We start from the raw sequence: 18,100 nt of genomic DNA on the forward strand, positions 1-18,100 counted from the left end.
TCGCCGGGACAGCACAGCGACTCAGGGTTCAGCGCAGCGAGAACGTCGACACGCGCAGCCCGCCGCTCAGCACCAGATACACGTCCTGGCGGCCCTTCGCCGCGCCCTGCGACAGGGCCGCCGTCACCGTCTTGTACGTGTACGGCGACGTCGTCCCGTCGAAGTGCGCCGTGCCGGCCAGGGTCCCGGTGGGTGACCCGAGCCGGACCTGGACATCACCGGCGGACCCTGCCACCTGGGCGCTGAACTCCCGGACACCCGAGCCGAGTTGCACGCCCGCGAACTTCAGCCACGCCCCGTCGGACGACGAACCCACAGCCGTCCCGCGCACCTTCGACTCGTCCACCAGCCGTACGCCGCTGTAGTCGTCGAAGTTCTCGGCGCGCGTCACCTTCGCCAGGTTCCGGGCCGGGATGGTCTCGCCGGCCGCCTTCAGCGTCGTACGGGAGCGGATGTCGGCCGAGGAGGCGCCGACGGATATGTCGTAAGTGCCGCTCTCCACCACCCACTTGGAGCGGGTGACGTCCCAGTGCGCGAGGTCCTTCGTGCGCAGCTTCAGCTTGACCGTGCGGGTCTCGCCCGGCTTCAGCGAGACCCGCTGGAACGCCTTCAGCTGCTGGATCGGCTGCTTGTCCCGGGAGACCCGCTGGTGGGTGTAGAGCTGCACGGTCTCGTCGCCGGAGCGCTTGCCGGTATTGGTGACCGCGACCTCGTAGCCGCCTTCGACGCGCTTCAGCGAGCCGTACCGGAACGAGGTGTACGACAGTCCGTAGCCGAACGGGTAGAGCGCCCGGCCCTTGAAGTACTGGTACGTGCGGTCGGACTTGATGATGTCGTAGTCGAGGATCGACGGGAGGTCGTCCTGCGACTCGTACCAGGTCTGGGTGAGATGGCCGGAGGGGTTCGCGTCGCCGTAGAGGAGGTCGGCGAGGGCGTTGCCGGTCTCCTGGCCCGCGTGGGTCGTCCAGAGGAGGGCGGGGACTTCCTTCTGCAACGTCCCCAGCGTGGTCGGGTAGCTGTTCTCGACGACCACGACCGTGTGCGGATTGGCCGCCTTCACCGCCTTGACCAGGGCTTCCTGGCTTCCGGCCAGCCCCATGTTCGTACGGTCGTGGTCCTCGCGCCCGTTGATCGACGGCATCGAACCGACCACCACCACGGCGGTGTCCTTGCCCTTGACGGCGGCCACGGCGTCGTCGAGACCGCTGCGGACGACGTCCTTGGTGTAGTGCGCGGCCTGCTCCTTGGCGACCAGGCCGAGGGTGCCGTCGTCGCCGGTCGGGCCGAGGTAGACCGGGTTCGACCACCAGGACTCCCCGGTCTCGTATCCGGCGTACCGCAGCAGGTAGCTGCCGTCGTCCTGCCGCTCCAGTTTGAACTGCTGCTGCACGTACCAACCATTGGGCTGTGTCTGGTCGTTGACGAAGTTCGACCAGTTGTAGCCGACGTACTTGCCGTTGGCGGCCGAGCGCAGGGTGACGATGCCGGCGCCCCAGTCGAACGTGTCGAACTGGGCGGTCGTGTCGGTGGCCGCGGTCTCCTTCAGCGCGGCCCCGGAGTCCCCGGTCCCCGCGGTGACGTACTTGCCGGTCGCCGTGTTCTTCAGCGCGATACGGTCGACGCCCTCGCTGCTCGCCACCGGGGTGCCGAGCTTGGCGGCGATGCCGGCCTTGGGGGTGACGGCATAGGGCAGGGTGCCCGAGTACCAGTCGGTGTAGAGGGTGTCGGCGAGCGGGCCGACGACGGCGACGTTCTTCGCGGACGCCTTCAGCGGGAGCGCCTTGTCGTTCTTCAGCAGGACCGCTGCCTCCGTGGCGGCCTTGCGGGCCAGCTTCTGGTGGGCCGGGCTGTTGATGACGGACGCGTCGATGGAGCCGTACTTCCCGCCGTTCGGGTCGAATTCGCCGAGCCGCACGCGGACGGCGAGGATGTGGGAGACCGCAGTGTCGACGTCGGACACCTTCAACAGGCCCTTGTCCAAGGCTGACTTGATGGCTGTCGTGGTGGGCGCGGAATTCGCGTCGTCCGTGGTGTAGCTGTCGATGCCCGCCTTCAGCGCGGCCGCGTCGGCCTCGGGGAGCGTGTCGTAGTAGTTCTGCGCGCCGGGCAGCAGGTTGTTGGGGGCATAGGCGTCGGTGACGTTCAGCAGGTCCCGGTCGGTCCAGCCGCGCACCACGTCGTTCAGATCCGAATTCACCGTGTTGGGGCGGCCGTTGACCAGGTTGTAGGAGGCCATGACGCCCGTGACGGCGTCCGCCTCGATCGCGGGCTTGAACGCCGCCTCGTCGTACTCGTGCTGCACGCGCGGGCGCAGATCCGAGGACGTGGTCGAGCGGTGCACCTCGTTGTTGTTGGCGAGGTAGTGCTTGATGGTCGGCGCCGTCTTGAGGTGGTCCGGGTCGCCCCCGGTCAGACCGGTGCCGTACGCCGTGGAGAGCGAGCCCGTGAGGTACGGGTCCTCGGAGTAGCCCTCCTCGTTGCGCCCCCAGCGCGGGTCGCGCAGCAGGTTCGCCACCGGCGCCCACAGGTTGAGGCCCCAGCCGGCCGGGCGCTCCTGCTGGAAGCCGCGCGCCTCGTCACCGACCGCCGAGCCGACCTGCTCCATCAGCTTCGGGTCCCAGGTCGAGGCCAGCCCGACCGCCTGCGGGAACACCGTCGTCCTGCCGAGCCAGGCGACGCCGTGCAGGGCCTCGGTACCGGTGCGGAACGCCTGGATACCGAGGCGCGGGATCGCGGGCTCCATCTGGTGGAGCAGGGAGATCTTCTCGTCGAGGGTGAGGCGGCCGAGGAGGTCGTCGACGCGCTGGTCCACGCCGAGGTGCGGGTCGCGGAAGGGGTAGGCGGGGTCGTCGGCCGAGGCGGGGACGGCTGCGGCGAGGCCCCCGATCAGGGAGAGTGCCAGCAGAAGGGTGGTTCTGCGTCTTCTTCCCGGCTTGCGTCCGCTTCTCGTGCTTTTCATTTCACGGCTCCTTCACATAGGGCCTTGCACAAGGGTGTTGAACATCAGGAACACGGATCTACGGCGTGTTCCGTGGCGCTGTGCTCGCACGTTCCGTCAGCCGGGGCGGCAGCAGCGTGGCCTCGGGTACGGCAGCGCCGCCCAGCTTCTGCATCAGCAGCTCCACCGCCCGCGTGCCGACCTCGGCGGACGGTATGGCGACGGAGGTGACCGGGACGCGGATGCTCTCGGCGATCTCGTCCGGACAGATGGCGGTGACGGACAGGTCGCCGGGCACCCGCAGCCCGAGCTGCTCGAAGGCGTCGATCAGCGGTTCCAGGAGCGGTTCGTTGTGCACCACCACCCCCGTCAACGCGGGATGTTCGCGCAGCAGTTGCCCGGCGACCAGCCGGGCGGCGGCCGGTCCCGACTCGCAGGGGTGGACCGAGGAGGAGAGCCCGCTGCGGTCGGCGGCGGCCGTGAACCCCTGGACCACACGCTGGGCGAACGCGGTCTCCCGCACGTACACCTCCGGCGGCGACCCGACCAGCGCGACCACCCGGTGCCCGAGCCGGGCCAGCTGCTCGACACACGCCTCGCCCGCCGCCTTGAAGTCGAGGTCGATGCAGGTCAGCCCCTCGGGCTCGGCGGGGAACCCGATCATCACGGAGGGCCGTTCGAGGGTGCGCAGCAACGGGATGCGCGGGTCGTGGAGCTGGACGTCCATCACGATCAGCGCGTCCACCAGTGCGGTGTCCGCGACCCTCCGCAGCCCCTCCTCGCCCTCCTCCTGGGTGAGCAGCAGCACGTCGTGGTCGTGTCTGCGGGCGGCGGTCACCACGGACACGGCGAACTGCATCACCACCGGCACATGGATGCCCGCCCGTAAGGGGATCACCAGCGCCAGCACGTTGGACCTGCTGCTGGCGAGGGCCCGCGCACCGGCGTGCGGCCGGTAGCCCAGCTCGCGGATGGACTCCTCGACGCGCTGCCGGGTCTCCTCGGAGATCGGGCGCTTGCCGCTGAGCGCGTACGACACGGTGCTGGGAGAGACCCCGGCGTGCCGCGCCACATCAGTGATCTTCACCATCAGGCCGGCTCCCCCGGCTCCAGGGACCCCAGCTCCAGGGAGAGGAAGCCGGTCCCGGCCTTCGCCCGCGCGACCCGGTCCCCGGCCGCCAGCGCCCACGGCGCCGAGGGGTCGGAGGAGGACGCCCGCAGTGTGTCCCCCTCGCGGACCACGGTGAAGGTGACCTCGCCCACGGGCACCGTGACCTGCGCGCCGCGCTCCAGGCCGTACGCGCGCAGGGTGACCCCGTCGGCGTACGGATAGTCGGGCCGGTCCTCGACGGCGCCGACCGGGATGACCGCGCCCGGCCGGACGAGGAGCGGCACGCTCGCGAAGCCGTGCCGCTCGCGCACCCAGCGCGGCCCGGTCACCGCCTGCCCGCTGAGGAAGTGGGTCCAGGTCCCCTCGGGCACGTAGTACGAGACGTCGCCCTCGTCGCTGAAGACGGGCGCGACGAGGAGGTCGGGGCCGAGCATGTACTGCCGCTCCAGGTGCGCGCACCCGGGGTCGTCCGGGAACTCCAGGGCCATCGCCCGCATCATGGGGACGCCCTCGGTGTGGGCGGCGCGCGCGGCCTCGTACAGATAGGGCATGAGCCGCAGCTTCAGCCGGGTGAACAGGCGCAGCACGTCGACGGCTTCCTCGTCGAACAGCCACGGCACGCGGTACGACGACGATCCGTGCAGCCGGCTGTGCGAGGACAGCAGTCCGAACGCGATCCACCGCTTGAACAGCGCGGGTGTCGGTGTCCCCTCGAAGCCGCCGATGTCATGGCTCCAGAACCCGAACCCCGACAGGCCGAGGCTCAGTCCGCCGCGCAGCGACTCGGCCATCGACTCGTACGTCGCCTCGCAGTCGCCGCCCCAGTGCACCGGGAACTTCTGGCTCCCCGCCGTCGCGGAGCGCGCGAAGACGACGGCCTCCTGCTCGCCGCGGTGTTTGCGCAGCACGTCGAAGACGGTGCGGTTGTAGAGGTAGGAGTAGTAGTTGTGCATCCGCTCGGGGTCGGCCCCGTCGGCGTACGCCACGTCCACCGGGACCCGCTCGCCGAAGTCGGTCTTGAAGCAGTCGACGCCCTGGGCGAGCAGCGCCTCCAGCTTCGACGCGTACCAGTCGCGGGCGGCCGGACTGGTGAAGTCGACCAGTGCCATGCCCGGTTGCCACAGGTCCCACTGCCAGACACCGCCGTCGGGCTTCCTGAGGAGGTGGCCGAGCGACTTGCCCTCGGCGAAGAGCGGCGAGCGCTGCGCGATGTAGGGGTTGATCCAGACGGAGATCCGGAGCCCCCTCTCCTTCAGCCGGGCGAGCATGCCCTCCGGATCGGGGAAGACCCGTGGATCCCACTGGAAGTCGCACCAGTTGAACTCGCGCATCCAGAAGCAGTCGAAGTGGAAGACGGAAAGCGGGAGTTCGCGCTCCTTCATGCCGTCGATGAAGGAGGTGACGGTCGCCTCGTCGTAGGAGGTGGTGAAGGAGGTGGACAGCCACAGCCCGAACGACCAGGCGGGCGGCAGCGCCGGACGGCCGGTGAGGGCCGTGTACTTGCGCAGGATGTCCTTCGGCGTCGGGCCGTAGATGACGTAGTACGTCAACTGCTGTGTCTCGGCGCTGAATTGCACACGCGAGACCGATTCCGAGCCCACCTCGAAGGAGACCCGCCCCGGGTGGTCCACGAAGACGCCGTAGCCCGCGTCCGTCAGATAGAACGGCACGTTCTTGTAGGCCTGTTCGGTGGCCGTGCCGCCGTCGGCGTTCCACATGTCCACCACCTGGCCGTTCTTGACCAGGGGGCCGAAGCGTTCACCGAGGCCGTAGACGGACGTGCCGACCCTCAGGTCGAGCTGCTCACGCAGATAGTGGGCGCCGGTGGTGTCCCGCATGATGCCCATGCCCTTGGGGCCGCTGCTGGTGAGGGTCCGGCCGTGCGCGAGGAAGTCGACGTGCCAGGGGCTGGTGCGCGCCACCTTGATGGACAGGGCGCCCGCGGTGAGGGTCGCGTGCTCGTCGTCGTACGACGTCTGGGCTGCGAACTCCGCACGCTGGACGTCGAATTGGGGTCCACGCGGTTCCTCGCCCTGGAAGTGGGTGAACGTGACGCCGATGACGTCGGGCATGGGGGCGTGTGCGCTGATCGTCACGACCGGTCCCTTCAGCAGGTCGCCGCGGTGGCGGATCGGCTGGGTCGGCGCATGGATCTCCAGGGTGCCCGGCCCGGCGGTCACGTCGAGGACCTCGACCGGGTGGGCGGCGGTGACGCCCTCGCGCAGCAGCCAGTAGCCGTCGGTGAACTTCACGTGGGGGGTCCTTACTTGACGGCACCTGCGGCGATGCCGCGGGTGAGGGTCCGCTGGAAGACGATGAAGAACACGACGGCGGGCAGCACGCCGAGCAGGGCGGCCGCGTTCGTCATCGTGGCGTCCATCAGGCGCTGGCCCTGGAGGACGCCGAGCGCCACCGACACCGTCTGGTTGTCGTTGGAGATCAACATGACCAGGGGGAGCAGGAATTCGTTCCAGGTCCAGATGAAGAAGAAGACGAGGAGGACGCCGATGGTGGGGCGGCTGACGGGGACCACGATCCGCCAGAGCACCTGCCACTTGTTCGCGCCGTCGATACGGGCGGCCTCGATGATCTCGCGGGGGAACTGGCCGAGGACGGAGGAAAGGAGGAACGTGCCGAAGGCCGCCTGGACCACCGTGAACACGATGATCACGCTCAACCTCGTGTCGTACAGGCCGACTTGCTTGCTCAGGTAGTAGATCGGGTAGACCAGTGCCTCCTGCGGCAGCATGTTCGCCAGCACGAAGAAGGCCAGGACCCAGGTGCGTCCCTTGATCCGCCCGATGCCGATCGCGTACGCGTTGAGCACCGACAGAATCGCCGCGAGGACCGCCACCGAACCGCTGATCAGCACGGAGTTGAACAGCTTCTGGCCGTAGTCGACGCGCTCCCAGAAGCTCTTCAGCCCGTCCAGGTAGAAGCCCTTGGGCAGGCTCAGCGGGCCGTTCGCGGAGTACTCCGACGGCGACTTGACCGCGTTGACGGCGACGATCAGGAACGGGACGATCATGAACAGGGCGGCGATGCACAGCGCCACCAGCACCGGGTAGCGACGTAGGGCGGTCGTCATGCGCGGACCCCTTCCTCGGCATCCTCGGCACGGGTCTGGAGCTTCAGGCCGATCAGCGAGAGCAGCAGGATGATCACGGTGAGGACGGTGGAGATCGCGGCGCCGTAGCCGACCTGGGTCTTCTCGAAGAACGTGGAGAAGGAGAAGTAGGACGGGACGTCCGTCGCGCCGCCGGGGCCGCCCTTGGTCAGGACGTACACCGCGCCGAACACCTTGAGCGCGGCGATCGTGCACCAGGTCAGGACGACGTAGATCTCCGGCCGGATCTGCGGCAGCGTGATGTGCCAGAAGCGGCGCCACCATCCGGCGCCGTCCAGCTCGGCCGCCTCGTACAGCAGCGGGTCGACGCGTTGGAGGCCCGCCATGAAGACGACCAGCGGGAAGCCGATCTGCACCCAGACCATCACGCCCATCACGCTGTACAGCGCGAGGTCGGGGTCGCCGAGCCAGTCCTGCTGCCAGCTGCTCAGCCCGATCGCCTTCAACAGCTCGTTCAGGGAGCCGTTGTCGGGGGCGAGGATCCAGCTCCAGACGATGCCGGCGACCGCGATCGGCAGCACCTGCGGGAGGTAGAAGCAGGCGCGCAGCACCGCGGCCCACTTCGATCCGAAGTGCTTGGCGATGTAGTCGAACAGGGCGGCCGCCAGCACGAGACCGATCATCGTCGGTACGGCGGCCATGGCGACGACCATGAACATGCTGTGCCGGAAGGACGCCCAGAACTCCGAATCGTCCAGCAGCTCACGGTAGTTGGCGAGCCCGGTCCACTTGGGGCTGCCGATGCCCTGCCACTCCGTGAAGCTGACGCCCGTGTTCATCAGGAACGGCACGATGATGACCGCGAGGAAGGCGAGGAACCCGGGGAGCAGGAAGAGGGCGTACGAGTCGCGGGTACGGGGGCGGCGCGGGCCGGCGTGCTGGTGCTTGGCGACGGCCCGCGCACCCCGTTCAACGGTGACCGTCATTGCTTCGGCGCGCCCTTGTCGTACGCCTGCTGCAGTGCGCTGAGGTAGTCGTCCGGTTTCTCGTTGCCCGTCATCAGCTTCTGCGTCTCGGAGACGAGGACGTCGTAGAAGCCGGTGACCGGCCAGTCCGGGTAGAAGGCGAGCCCGTCCTTCTGGCTGAGCGTGTTGAAGTTGGAGATGAGCTGCTTGGACTTCGGGTCCGTGATGGCGCTCGTGTCGGCTGCGACCGGCACGCCGCCCTTGTTGCCGAGCAGGTTCTGGATCTTCTTCGACATGGTGATGTCGATGAAGTCGTAGGCGAGATCCTTGTTCTTGGCGTTCTTGGGGACCACCCAGAGGTTGCCGCCGGAGCCGAGGGTGAGGTTCGAGCCGGGCCACAGGGAGGAGTCCCAGTCGAACTTGGCCTCCGTCTGGAAGCGGCCGTACCACCAGCTGCCGGAGAACAGGATCGGGGCCTTGCCCTGGATCCAGGAGACGCCCGCGTCCTCGGCCTTGGTGCTGGTGGACTTCTTGCTGATGTAGCCCTTCTTCACCCAGTCGGCGAAGGTCTGCGCCGCGTAGGTCCAGGCCGCGTCGTGGAAGTCGGTCTTGCCCTTGTACAGCTCGTACTTGTCGACCCAGGAGCGGTCGGCCTTCGACAGGGCGAGCTGGTAGAGGTACTGCTGGGCCATGTACTCGGCGCCGGCGTTGGCGAGCGGGGTGACGCCCTTCTTGACGAACGCGTCCATGGCGGAGGTCAGTTCGTCGAACGTCTTCGGCTCGGCTATCCCGTACTTCTTGAAGAGGTCCTTGTTGTAGAAAGCCATCGTGTACTCGGCGTAGTTGGGCACGCCGTACCACTTGCCGGAGCCCATGACCCCGTTCGTGTCGTACACGCTGGTCGTACGCACACCGGCGCTGAGCTTCTTGTCCCAGCCGCGCTTGGTGACCTCGGCGCTCAGATCGGTGAGCAGGCCCTGTTTGGAAAGCGCGCCCGCTGTCGCGTTGCCCTTGTTGTACTCCATGAGGTCGGGCGCGTCCGAGGAGTTGAGGATCATGGGCGCCGTCTTCTGGATCTGGTCGAAGCCCTTCTCCTCGAACTTCACCTTCACGCCCGGATGCTTCGCCTCGAACTCCTTGATCGCCTCGTTCCAGGCCACGCCCATCGCGCTGTCCGGGCCCTCGTAATGCCACAACTTCAGCGTCTTGCCGTCGCCGGAGCCGCTGTCCGAGTCTCCGCAGGAGGTCAGCAGCAGGGCTCCGCTCATCATCACCGCAGCCGCGGCCACCACACGCCTTCGTGCTGTCAACATCCCGTGCCTCCAGGGGAGTCGGATGGGTTCTGGGCAGAACTGGTCGTCACGCAGGGTTCGTCGAATCGCTTCGATGCGTGACGTCGAAGCGCTTCGACGGGGGAACGTATGTGGGGGCTGTGAGTCCGTCAATGGGGGGCGCACGAATTGGGGCAGGGGTTCGACGGGTCGGACGGCAGAGGAGGGGGCGAGAGGGGCTGTTCGACGGATCGGTGAGGGCGTATGGCGGTGATGAGGCGGTGGGCGGCGGCGATCAGGAGCGCCGTGGTCGCCGCCGCGACCGGTACGCCGTATCCCGCCGCAGGTGAGAGGTGCTCGACCGCCCAGCCGCCGGCCGCCGAACCGCAGGCGATGCCGCCGAGGAGGCCGGTCACGGCGAGCGTCATGCCCTCGTTCAACCGGCCCTCGGGCGTGCGCTGTTGGACGACGGTCATGCCGGTGACCATGGTCGGGGCGGTCGCCATGCCCGCGATGAGCAGAGCGCCCGCGAGGGCCACGAGAGAGCCGGTGAGCGACGCCGCGAGCAGCGGCAACGTCATCACAGCCGCCATCGCGGCGACGCACGGCGGATAGCGGCGCTCGGCGGGACCGGCCGGCTTCACGGCCCCGTACACCAGGCCCGCCACGCACGAACCGGCCGCCTGGAGGCCGAGGACCAGGCCCGCGGCCGGCCCGTGCCCCTGGGCGTCCGTGAACGCGATCGTGACGACCTCCATCGAACCGAAGACCGCGCCGAGGGCGAGGAACGCGGCCAGCAGGGAGGGGATGCCGGGGGCGCGCAACGGCGACTTCTCCGCCGTACGGCGTCGGGGCGGGGGTTCCGTCGAACGCTGGGCGGCGAAGATCAGGATGCCGGACATCATCAGGACGACCCCGACCAGCGTGCCCGCCTCCGGGAAGAACGCCCCGCACAGAAAGGCCGCGAGCACCGGGCCGAGCATGAAACACAGCTCGTCCGCGGCCTGTTCGAAGGAGTTCGCGGTGTGCACGGCGGCCGGGTCCCCCTGGAAGAGGTGGGTCCAGCGGGCCCGTGACATGCCCCCGGTGTTCGGCGTGGTGGCGGTGGCCGCGTACGCCGCGAACAGGGTCCAGTCCGGAGCGCCGTAGTGCACGCAGAGCAGGAGCGCGAGTGACCCGAGCACCGCAACCGCCGTTGCCGGTACGGCGACTCGGGCCTGCCCGTGCCGGTCGACGAGCCGCGCGATCCAGGGGGCGACCACCGCCGTCACCGCGAGACCGGTCGCGGTGACGGCGCCGGCGAGGGCGTACGAACCGCGTGCCCCCGCGATCATGATGACCGCGCTCACGCTGAACATGCCCATGGGAAGGCGGGCGATCAGGTTCCCGAGCGTGAAGGCGCGGGCGCCGGGGACGGTGAAGAGACGGTGGTAGGGGGTGCGGGGCTTTGTCCGGGGGTGCTTGGGGTGCTCGGGGTTCTTCGGAGGTCGGTGGGGGCGGAAGTCGACGGCCACCAGGGTGTCGCCGGTGACGGTGAAGCGCGTCGACAGCGTCGTCGAAGGAGCCGACGAAGGGGCGGGTGAAGGGGTGGGTGAAGGGGCCGGTGAAGGAACAGTCGAAGAAGCTCTCGAAGAAGGTCTCAAGGAAGCTTTCGGGGAAGTTCTCGAAGGGGCGGCGAACGGGGCTTCGGAGGAGGGGAGTTGCGGCATGGATCTACCGTCGCCCGCCGTCTGACCTGCGGTCCAACACTTACTCCGTAGCGATTGACACACCTGCGTTGTAAGTTCGCGGGATGTCTGCCGCCCCCCTCGACCCGCGCCTCCTGCGCGCCTTCCTCGCCGTCGCCGAGGAGCTGCACTTCACCCGCGCAGCCGCCCGGCTCTACGTCGCCCAGCAGGCCCTCAGCCGTGACATCCGGCGGCTGGAGCGCGAACTCGGCACGGAGCTGTTCGTGCGGACGACCCGGCAGGTGACGCCGACGGCCGACGGCGAGCGGCTGGTGCCGTACGCGCGCCGCGTGCTGGAAGCGCACGACGCGCTGCGCACCGCTTTCGGCGCGCCGGAGGCGGCCCGGCCGCTGCTCGTCGACGTCAACAGCCCGGGGCTGGTCTCGGAGCGGATCCTCGCCCGTGCCCGCGAACTCGCGCCCGACGTCGAGTTGATGGCCCGCTTCGAGAGCGGGCTGACGGGCGCGGTGGGGGAGTTGCTCGCCGGACGCCTGGACGCGTCGTTCGGACGGTTCGCCGGACTCGCCCCGGCGGTCAGGGCCCGGCTCGGGCACCAGCCCGTGCGGTACGAGCCGATGGCCGTTGTCCTGCCCGAGGACCACCGGCTCGCGGAGCTGGACGCGGTGCCGCTGGACGCGCTCGCGGGCGAGACCGTTTATGCGGGGGCGGGAAATCCACGGACACTGGAATGGACCGACTTGGCCCGACATTTGTTCGAGGGACGTGGAATCGAAATGGCGCCGCCCGCGCCGGTGGCCGTCGGGCCCGAGGAATTCCAGCGGATCATGGCCAAGAAGCGGAACCCCGTCCTCGCCGCAGTGGACTTTCCGGCCATGCCGGGAAGCGTCCTGAGGCCCCTTGTGGACCCCGTCCCGCTGTCTCCTGTGTCACTGGTGTGGCGAAAGGGGCTGGTGCATCCGGCATTCGATGCTCTTCGACAAGCCGCTTCCGAACTCGCGTCCGAAGAAGGCTGGTTGCGGCGACCCGAAGGTGGATGGATTCCGGCCACAGATGCACTCATCATGATGAGGCAGAACTGACGTATAACCACATAGGCCACTCAGGTGCGCTACGTTTTTCAGCCGGGCGCAGTGTGGTAAAGGGGGCGCTTGGATCGGGTGGGGGCCCGGTCCGGCCGACGCGTAAGTGATGCCCGGAGTCGTACGTGCGCACCCGAGAAATTTCCCGTGGGGGATGTGCGTGCGCGTGGAGAACTGGCGGAAAGACGCCAACCCGAATCACCGGAATAGTGATCACCGGGATATCGATCGCCGAAGTATTGATCAGCGGAATGCTGATCAGCAGAGTGCGGATCACTGGAATGCGGATCAACGGAATGCGGATCAACGGAATGTGGCTCCGGAGCCGGTGAACTGGCCGGAGGCCGCGCGGACTTCTTCCTGGTCCAAGGCCGAGGAGATGTCGGAGACGGCGCGGCTCTCCGACACGGGGCGGACACCGCGATCGCCGAGGCCGCCCTTGACGCCGTCCGGGGCTGATGCGCCCACGGCGAACGCACCCGGCCCGCACGCGCCCACCTGGGAGCAGCCCGACGAGCCCGGTCACAGTCACGACCCGAACGAGGTGACAGTCCAACTCGATGGTGCGGGACGCCAGTTGGACGACCCCCTGGTTCAGCAGAGCGACGGCGCTCCGGGTTCACCGGATGCCGGGGACGGTTCGGACGGTCCGGTCTTCGTCGACGAGTCGGGCCGCCGCAGCCGCCGGTTCCGCCGCCTCGGCATCCTGGTCGGCCTCGCCTGCGCGGTGTACGCCGTCGTCATCGTCGTCACGCTCCTGTCGGGCAACTCCAACGCGCCCTGGCTGCCGGTGCCCGGTCAGGGCGACGACCAGCCGGCCGGCCAGGTCGACACCTCGCCGCTGCCCACCGACGCCGACCCGGCGAAGCCGTCCGGCTCCGGTTCCGGCGGCGTCGCGCCGGGCGCGAGCCCGACGGCCAGCGGCGGTACGCGGCCGTCGCCGGGCGCCAACGCCTCACCCGGCGCCTCCGCGAGCCCCACGGACCCGGCTGCGTCGACCGACCCGAAGCCCTCGACGTCCACCACCGCCAAGCCCGACCCGGGCACCAGCACCACGAAGGCCCCGGACCCCGAGCCGTCCAACCCCGTGGTCGACCCGCCGGATCCCACGCCCTCGGACTCCGTCTCCCCCTCGCCCGATCCCAGCGAGAGCCCGGTCACCGGCGGCTCGGGTGCCGGTGCGGGGACGGTCGCCGAAGGCCCCGTACAGCAGGGCCCCGTCGACCGGAGCCCCACTGAGCCGAGCGTCACCAGCTCCTCGTCCCCGGAGAACATCCTCTGATGGCATCCCGCACCAGCCGGCACGGCCCCGCACCACGAGCATCACGATCATCCAGAGCACCACGACCATCCCGAGCACTTCGCACGGACTCTCCCCGGCGCCGCCGGCTGCCGATGCGCCACCTGCTCCCCTCGCTCGTCCTCGTCGCCCTGATGGCGATGCTGATGCTGCGCGGCTACGTGCACAGCGAGATCCTCGCCGACCACCGCATCCAGCCCGAGGCCGCCACCGACAAGGTGCCGGAGAGGATCCTGGACGGCGGCCCGGTCATCGACACCCGCAGCGGCCGTACGACCAGCATCGATGTCAAGGACCACCGTCTCGTCCTCACCTTCGACGACGGCCCGGACCCGAAGTGGACCCCCAAGGTCCTCGACGTCCTCAAGGCGCACCACGCGCACGCCGTCTTCTTCGTCACCGGCACCAACGCCTCGCGCTACCCGGAGCTGATCCGCCGCATGGTGGCGGAGGGCCACGAGGTCGGCCTGCACACCTTCAACCACCCCGACCTCTCCTACCAGTCGAAGGAGCGCATCGACTGGGAACTCTCCCAGAGCCAGCTGGCGCTGGCGGGCGCGGCGGGCATCCGCACCTCCCTCTTCCGCCCTCCGTACTCCTCCTTCGCCGACGCCATGGACAACAAGTCCTGGCCGGTGACGCAGTACATCGGCACACGCGGCTACATCACCGTCGTCAACAACACCGACAGCGAGGACTGGCGAAAGCCCGGCGTCGACGAGATCATCCGCAACGCCACCCCGTACGGCGGCAAGGGCGCCATCGTCCTGATGCACGACTCCGGAGGCGACCGCCACCAGACGGTCCTGGCACTGGACAGGTTCCTGCCCCAACTCCAGGCACAGGGCTACGTGTTCGAGAACCTCACCGAGGCGCTCGGTGCTCCCAGCGCGCACACTCCGGTCGCCGGGGTCGGGCTGTGGAAGGGCAAGGCCTGGATCTTCCTGGTCGGCGCCTCGGACGGGATCACCGAGGGCCTGGTCGTGGCGCTCGCCGTGATCGGCGTCCTCGTCTTCACCCGCTTCGGCCTGATGCTCGTACTCTCGGCGGTGCATGCCCGCCGCGTCCGGCGCCGCGACTTCCGCTGGGGCCCGGCGTCGGTCACCGAACCGGTGTCGGTGCTCGTGCCGGCGTACAACGAGGCCAAGTGCATCGAAAACACGGTCCGTTCGCTGATGGCGAGCGAGCACCCGGTCGAGGTCGTCGTCATCGACGACGGTTCGAGCGACGGTACGGCGCTGATCGTCGAGCGACTGAACCTGCCGAACGTACGGGTCGTACGGCAGCACAACGCGGGCAAGCCCGCCGCCCTCAACCGCGGCCTGGCGAACGCCCGGCACGACCTCGTCGTGATGATGGACGGCGACACCGTCTTCGAACCGGCCACCGTCCGCGAGCTGGTCCAGCCCTTCGCGGACCCGTCCGTCGGCGCGGTGGCGGGCAACGCGAAGGTGGGCAACCGGGATTCACTGATCGGCGCCTGGCAGCACATCGAGTACGTGATGGGCTTCAACCTCGACCGCCGTATGTACGACATGCTGCGCTGCATGCCGACGATCCCCGGCGCGGTCGGTGCGTTCCGCCGCTCCGCGCTGGAACGGGTCGGCGGCATGAGCGACGACACGCTCGCCGAGGACACCGACATCACGATGGCGATGCACCGCGACGGCTGGCGCGTCGTGTACGCGGAGCGCGCCCGCGCCTGGACGGAGGCGCCCGAGTCGGTCCAGCAGCTGTGGTCCCAGCGCTACCGCTGGTCGTACGGCACCATGCAGGCGATCTGGAAGCACCGCGGGGCCCTGGTCGAGCGGGGCCCGTCGGGCCGCTTCGGCCGCGTGGGCCTGCCGCTGGTGTCCCTCTTCATGGTCCTCGCCCCGCTGCTGGCCCCCCTGATCGACGTGTTCCTCCTCTACGGAGTGGTCTTCGGCCCGACGCAGCGGACGATCGCGGCGTGGCTGGGCGTTCTCACCGTCCAGGCGATCTGCGCGGCGTACGCCTTCCGTCTCGACCGCGAACGCATGACACACCTGATATCGCTCCCGCTCCAGCAGATCCTCTACCGCCAGCTCATGTACGTGGTCCTGCTCCAGTCGTGGATCACCGCACTCACCGGAGGCCGACTGCGCTGGCAGAAGCTGCGGCGCACGGGCGTGGTGGAGGCGCCGGGATCGATCCCGCGGCAGCGGGCACGCAGCGGGGATGACCGGAGGCCGGTGGGATGACGCACGAACAGCAGGAACAGCAGGAACAGCAGGAACAGCAGCAGGAGCAGCAGGAACGGCAGGAATATCCGGTATCTCCGGCGGTGTGGCTGCGGGAGTCGGCCGAGAGCCCGGCCGAGATCCCGCAGCAGAGGTCGGTGCCGTCCGCGCCGCCGACGACTCCCGCGCCCCAGTCGACGGCCAGGAAGCCGGGCCGTGACCGCTACCTGGACCTGCTCCGCTCGATCGCCCTCGTCCGGGTGGTCGTCTACCACCTCTTCGGCTGGGCGTGGCTGACGGTCCTGTTCCCCTCCATGGGCGTGATGTTCGCGCTGGCGGGCTCGCTGATGGCCCGCTCGCTGAACCGCCCCGCGCTGGGCGTGATCAAGGGCCGGGTGCGCCGACTGCTGCCCCCGCTCTGGGCGTTCAGTGCGGTGGCGCTGACGCTGATGTTCGCGGGCGGCTGGAACATCCTCAAGGACCCTGACCACGGCGGTACTTGGGGCCTGATCGACCTCGTCAACTACGTCGTCCCGCTCGGCGCCCCGCCCTTCCCCTGGCACGTCGGCTCCGAGTCCGGCCTGCTGGAGGACACCTGGGCGGTCCAGGCGGCGGGTCCGCTCTGGTACCTGCGCGCGTATCTGTGGTTCGTGATCGCGTCGCCGCTGCTGCTGCGGGCGTTCCGCAGGGTGCCGTGGGCGACACTGCTGGCACCCCTCGCCCTGACGGCGATCGTCGGCACCGGCATCGTGAACATCCCCGGCGAGACGGGCAACGCGGTCTCCGACTTCGCGGTGTACGGCGGCTGCTGGGTCCTGGGCTTCGCCCACCACGAGGGGTTGCTCAAGCGGATCCCGCGCTATGCGGCGGTCTCCTGCTCCGCGTTCCTGATGGCCTTCGGCCTGTGGTGGGCCTCGGGTCATCTGGGCCCCGACGGCTGGGACCTGAACGACATCCCGCTGGCGCAGGCGACCTGGTCCTTCGGGGTCGTCGTCATCCTGCTCCAGTACTCACCGTCGTGGCAGGAACTGCCGGGGAAGCTGGCGCGCTGGGACAAGCTGGTGACGCTGTCCAACAACCGCGCGGTCACGATCTACCTGTGGCACAACATGCTGATCATGGCCACGGTCCCGATCATCGACCAGGTGTACAACCTCCCCTTCATGCAGAGTGACCGCGCGGTGGCGGCCCTCGACACGACGTACATGCTCTGGATGTTCGTGCTGGTCTGGCCGCTGATCGCCCTGACGACCATCGCGTTCGGCTGGATCGAGGACATCGCGGCACGGCGCAGTCCGAGGTTGTGGCCGAACGGTGTGAAACGTGGGCGCTCCCGGCGAAGGTCATGACGTGGGCAAGTGACCTGTTTCATAAGGCGCTTGCATGCGGGTGGCCGGTGGTGAATGTTGGGGACCGGGTCGGGTGGGGCGGTTGTTGCCCACCCGGTCGACGCGCCGCACGGGGGAGACACCAGAGATGACACAGCCACCGCAGGACGGCTACGGGGATCAGCCGGGTCCGTACGGGTACGGAGGCCAGCAGGGCCCGAACCCGTACGGCGGGCAGCAGCCGCTGCCCCCGCAGGGACCCCCGCCGACTCAGCCACCGACGGGGCCTTCGGCGGGTCCGTACGGGCCGCCGCCTATGCCGCCCGCTCAGCCGCCGGGCCAGGGGCCCCAGCCCAACCCGTACGCGTCCCAGTCCCAGCCGCCGTACGGGACACAGCAGCCGGCGTACGGCCAGCAGCCTCCGTACGGCCAGCCGGACCAGCTGTATGCGGGCTATCCGCCGCAGCCCGGGGGCGACGGGGGCGGGGGCCAGGGTCCCAAGCGCCGCCTGGCGATCGTGATCGCGTCCGTCGCCGCCGCTGCCGTCCTGATCGGCGGCGGGATCTACTTCGTGACGAGCGGCAACGGCAACGACGACGACAGCAAGCCGAAGGCCGACAAGAGCGTGTCGGCATCCCCGACGGCCGGCCCGACGGAGTCGTCGACGGACGACCCCGTCGTCGACCCGTCGGACGAGGCGTCGGACCCGGCCGACGACTACGGCGACGACACGGACACGTCGGACGACTCCACCGGCGGTTCCGCCACCCCGCCCGACGCGACGGGCTTCCAGGGCCAGTGGCAGGGCGACGGCAACAACAAGACGCTCACCATCGGCGACAAGTACGCGACGGGCGACTACAAGGGCAAGTACGCCCTCTCCTACATCGACCCGGGCGGCGAGGGCATCCTCACCGGCCTCGGCGCAGACACCAGCGGCGGCGGCTTCCGGATGGTCCTCCAGCCCATGGGCAGCAAGAAGGAGTCGGACTACGTCTCGGCAAACCTGAAGCGCTCGGGCGACAGCGTGGTCATCACCTGGGACGACGGCGGCAGCGACACGCTTCCGTACGTCGGGGAGTGACTCGCTCCGAGTCACTGTGAGGCGGCTGTGCGGCAGCCCGGTCGGGTGTCAAAGGTTTGTCAATGACC

General features: G+C 69.1%; 13 protein-coding genes. 6 read left to right on the plus strand and 7 right to left on the minus strand.

Going from position 1 to position 18,100, the window contains the following annotated elements:
* Positions 1-28: 28 nt before the first annotated feature.
* The 7 genes from AB5J56_RS27415 to AB5J56_RS27445 form a co-directional block, all read right to left on the minus strand.
* On the minus strand, positions 29-2,959 hold the full coding sequence (locus AB5J56_RS27415) for a glycoside hydrolase family 3 C-terminal domain-containing protein (RefSeq protein ID WP_369235995.1): 2,931 nt from the start codon (positions 2,957-2,959) through the stop codon (positions 29-31).
* A 58-nt stretch (positions 2,960-3,017) separates the two neighbouring features.
* The gene (locus AB5J56_RS27420) at positions 3,018-4,028 is read right to left on the minus strand and encodes a LacI family DNA-binding transcriptional regulator (protein WP_369235997.1); all 1,011 of its coding nucleotides are present in this window, start codon (positions 4,026-4,028) and stop codon (positions 3,018-3,020) included.
* Positions 4,028-6,301 carry an alpha-xylosidase gene (yicI, locus tag AB5J56_RS27425; protein WP_369235999.1) on the minus strand — a complete coding sequence of 758 codons (2,274 nt, stop codon included), beginning with the start codon at positions 6,299-6,301 and terminating at the stop codon, positions 4,028-4,030. The genes AB5J56_RS27420 and yicI overlap by 1 nt, the downstream gene beginning before the upstream one ends.
* 11 nt (positions 6,302-6,312) lie before the next feature.
* Entirely contained in the window at positions 6,313-7,137 is an 825-nt protein-coding gene (locus AB5J56_RS27430) for a carbohydrate ABC transporter permease (RefSeq protein WP_369236001.1), read from the minus strand.
* Complete coding sequence (locus AB5J56_RS27435; RefSeq protein WP_369236003.1) at positions 7,134-8,102, minus strand: carbohydrate ABC transporter permease; 969 nt, start codon at positions 8,100-8,102, stop codon at positions 7,134-7,136. The genes AB5J56_RS27430 and AB5J56_RS27435 overlap by 4 nt, the downstream gene beginning before the upstream one ends.
* Positions 8,099-9,394, minus strand: coding sequence for an extracellular solute-binding protein (locus AB5J56_RS27440; RefSeq protein ID WP_369236005.1), 1,296 nt, complete (start codon positions 9,392-9,394; stop codon positions 8,099-8,101). The genes AB5J56_RS27435 and AB5J56_RS27440 overlap by 4 nt, the downstream gene beginning before the upstream one ends.
* Positions 9,395-9,522: 128 nt before the next feature.
* Positions 9,523-10,866, minus strand: coding sequence for an MFS transporter (locus AB5J56_RS27445; RefSeq protein WP_369236007.1), 1,344 nt, complete (start codon positions 10,864-10,866; stop codon positions 9,523-9,525).
* Positions 10,867-10,879: 13 nt separating this feature from the next.
* On the opposite strand from AB5J56_RS27445, the gene AB5J56_RS27450 reads away from it, so the two are divergent.
* The 6 genes from AB5J56_RS27450 (at position 10,880) to AB5J56_RS27475 (ending at position 18,032) form a co-directional block, all read left to right on the plus strand.
* Complete coding sequence (locus tag AB5J56_RS27450; protein ID WP_369236009.1) at positions 10,880-11,086, plus strand: hypothetical protein; 207 nt, start codon at positions 10,880-10,882, stop codon at positions 11,084-11,086.
* A 58-nt stretch (positions 11,087-11,144) separates the two neighbouring features.
* On the plus strand, positions 11,145-12,119 hold the full coding sequence (locus AB5J56_RS27455; protein WP_369236011.1) for a LysR family transcriptional regulator: 975 nt from the start codon (positions 11,145-11,147) through the stop codon (positions 12,117-12,119).
* Positions 12,120-12,432: 313 nt separating this feature from the next.
* Entirely contained in the window at positions 12,433-13,401 is a 969-nt protein-coding gene (locus tag AB5J56_RS27460) for a hypothetical protein (RefSeq protein WP_369236013.1), read from the plus strand.
* On the plus strand, positions 13,401-15,641 hold the full coding sequence (locus tag AB5J56_RS27465; protein WP_369236015.1) for a glycosyltransferase: 2,241 nt from the start codon (positions 13,401-13,403) through the stop codon (positions 15,639-15,641). The genes AB5J56_RS27460 and AB5J56_RS27465 overlap by 1 nt, the downstream gene beginning before the upstream one ends.
* Positions 15,638-16,969, plus strand: coding sequence for an acyltransferase (locus tag AB5J56_RS27470; RefSeq protein WP_369236017.1), 1,332 nt, complete (start codon positions 15,638-15,640; stop codon positions 16,967-16,969). The genes AB5J56_RS27465 and AB5J56_RS27470 overlap by 4 nt, the downstream gene beginning before the upstream one ends.
* 127 nt (positions 16,970-17,096) lie before the next feature.
* Positions 17,097-18,032: a hypothetical protein gene (locus AB5J56_RS27475; protein ID WP_369236019.1), complete on the plus strand. Its 936-nt coding sequence runs from the start codon at positions 17,097-17,099 to the stop codon at positions 18,030-18,032.
* Positions 18,033-18,100 lie beyond the last annotated feature (68 nt).

The sequence above is a fragment of the Streptomyces sp. R21 genome, from assembly GCF_041051975.1.
Classification (GTDB): domain Bacteria; phylum Actinomycetota; class Actinomycetes; order Streptomycetales; family Streptomycetaceae; genus Streptomyces.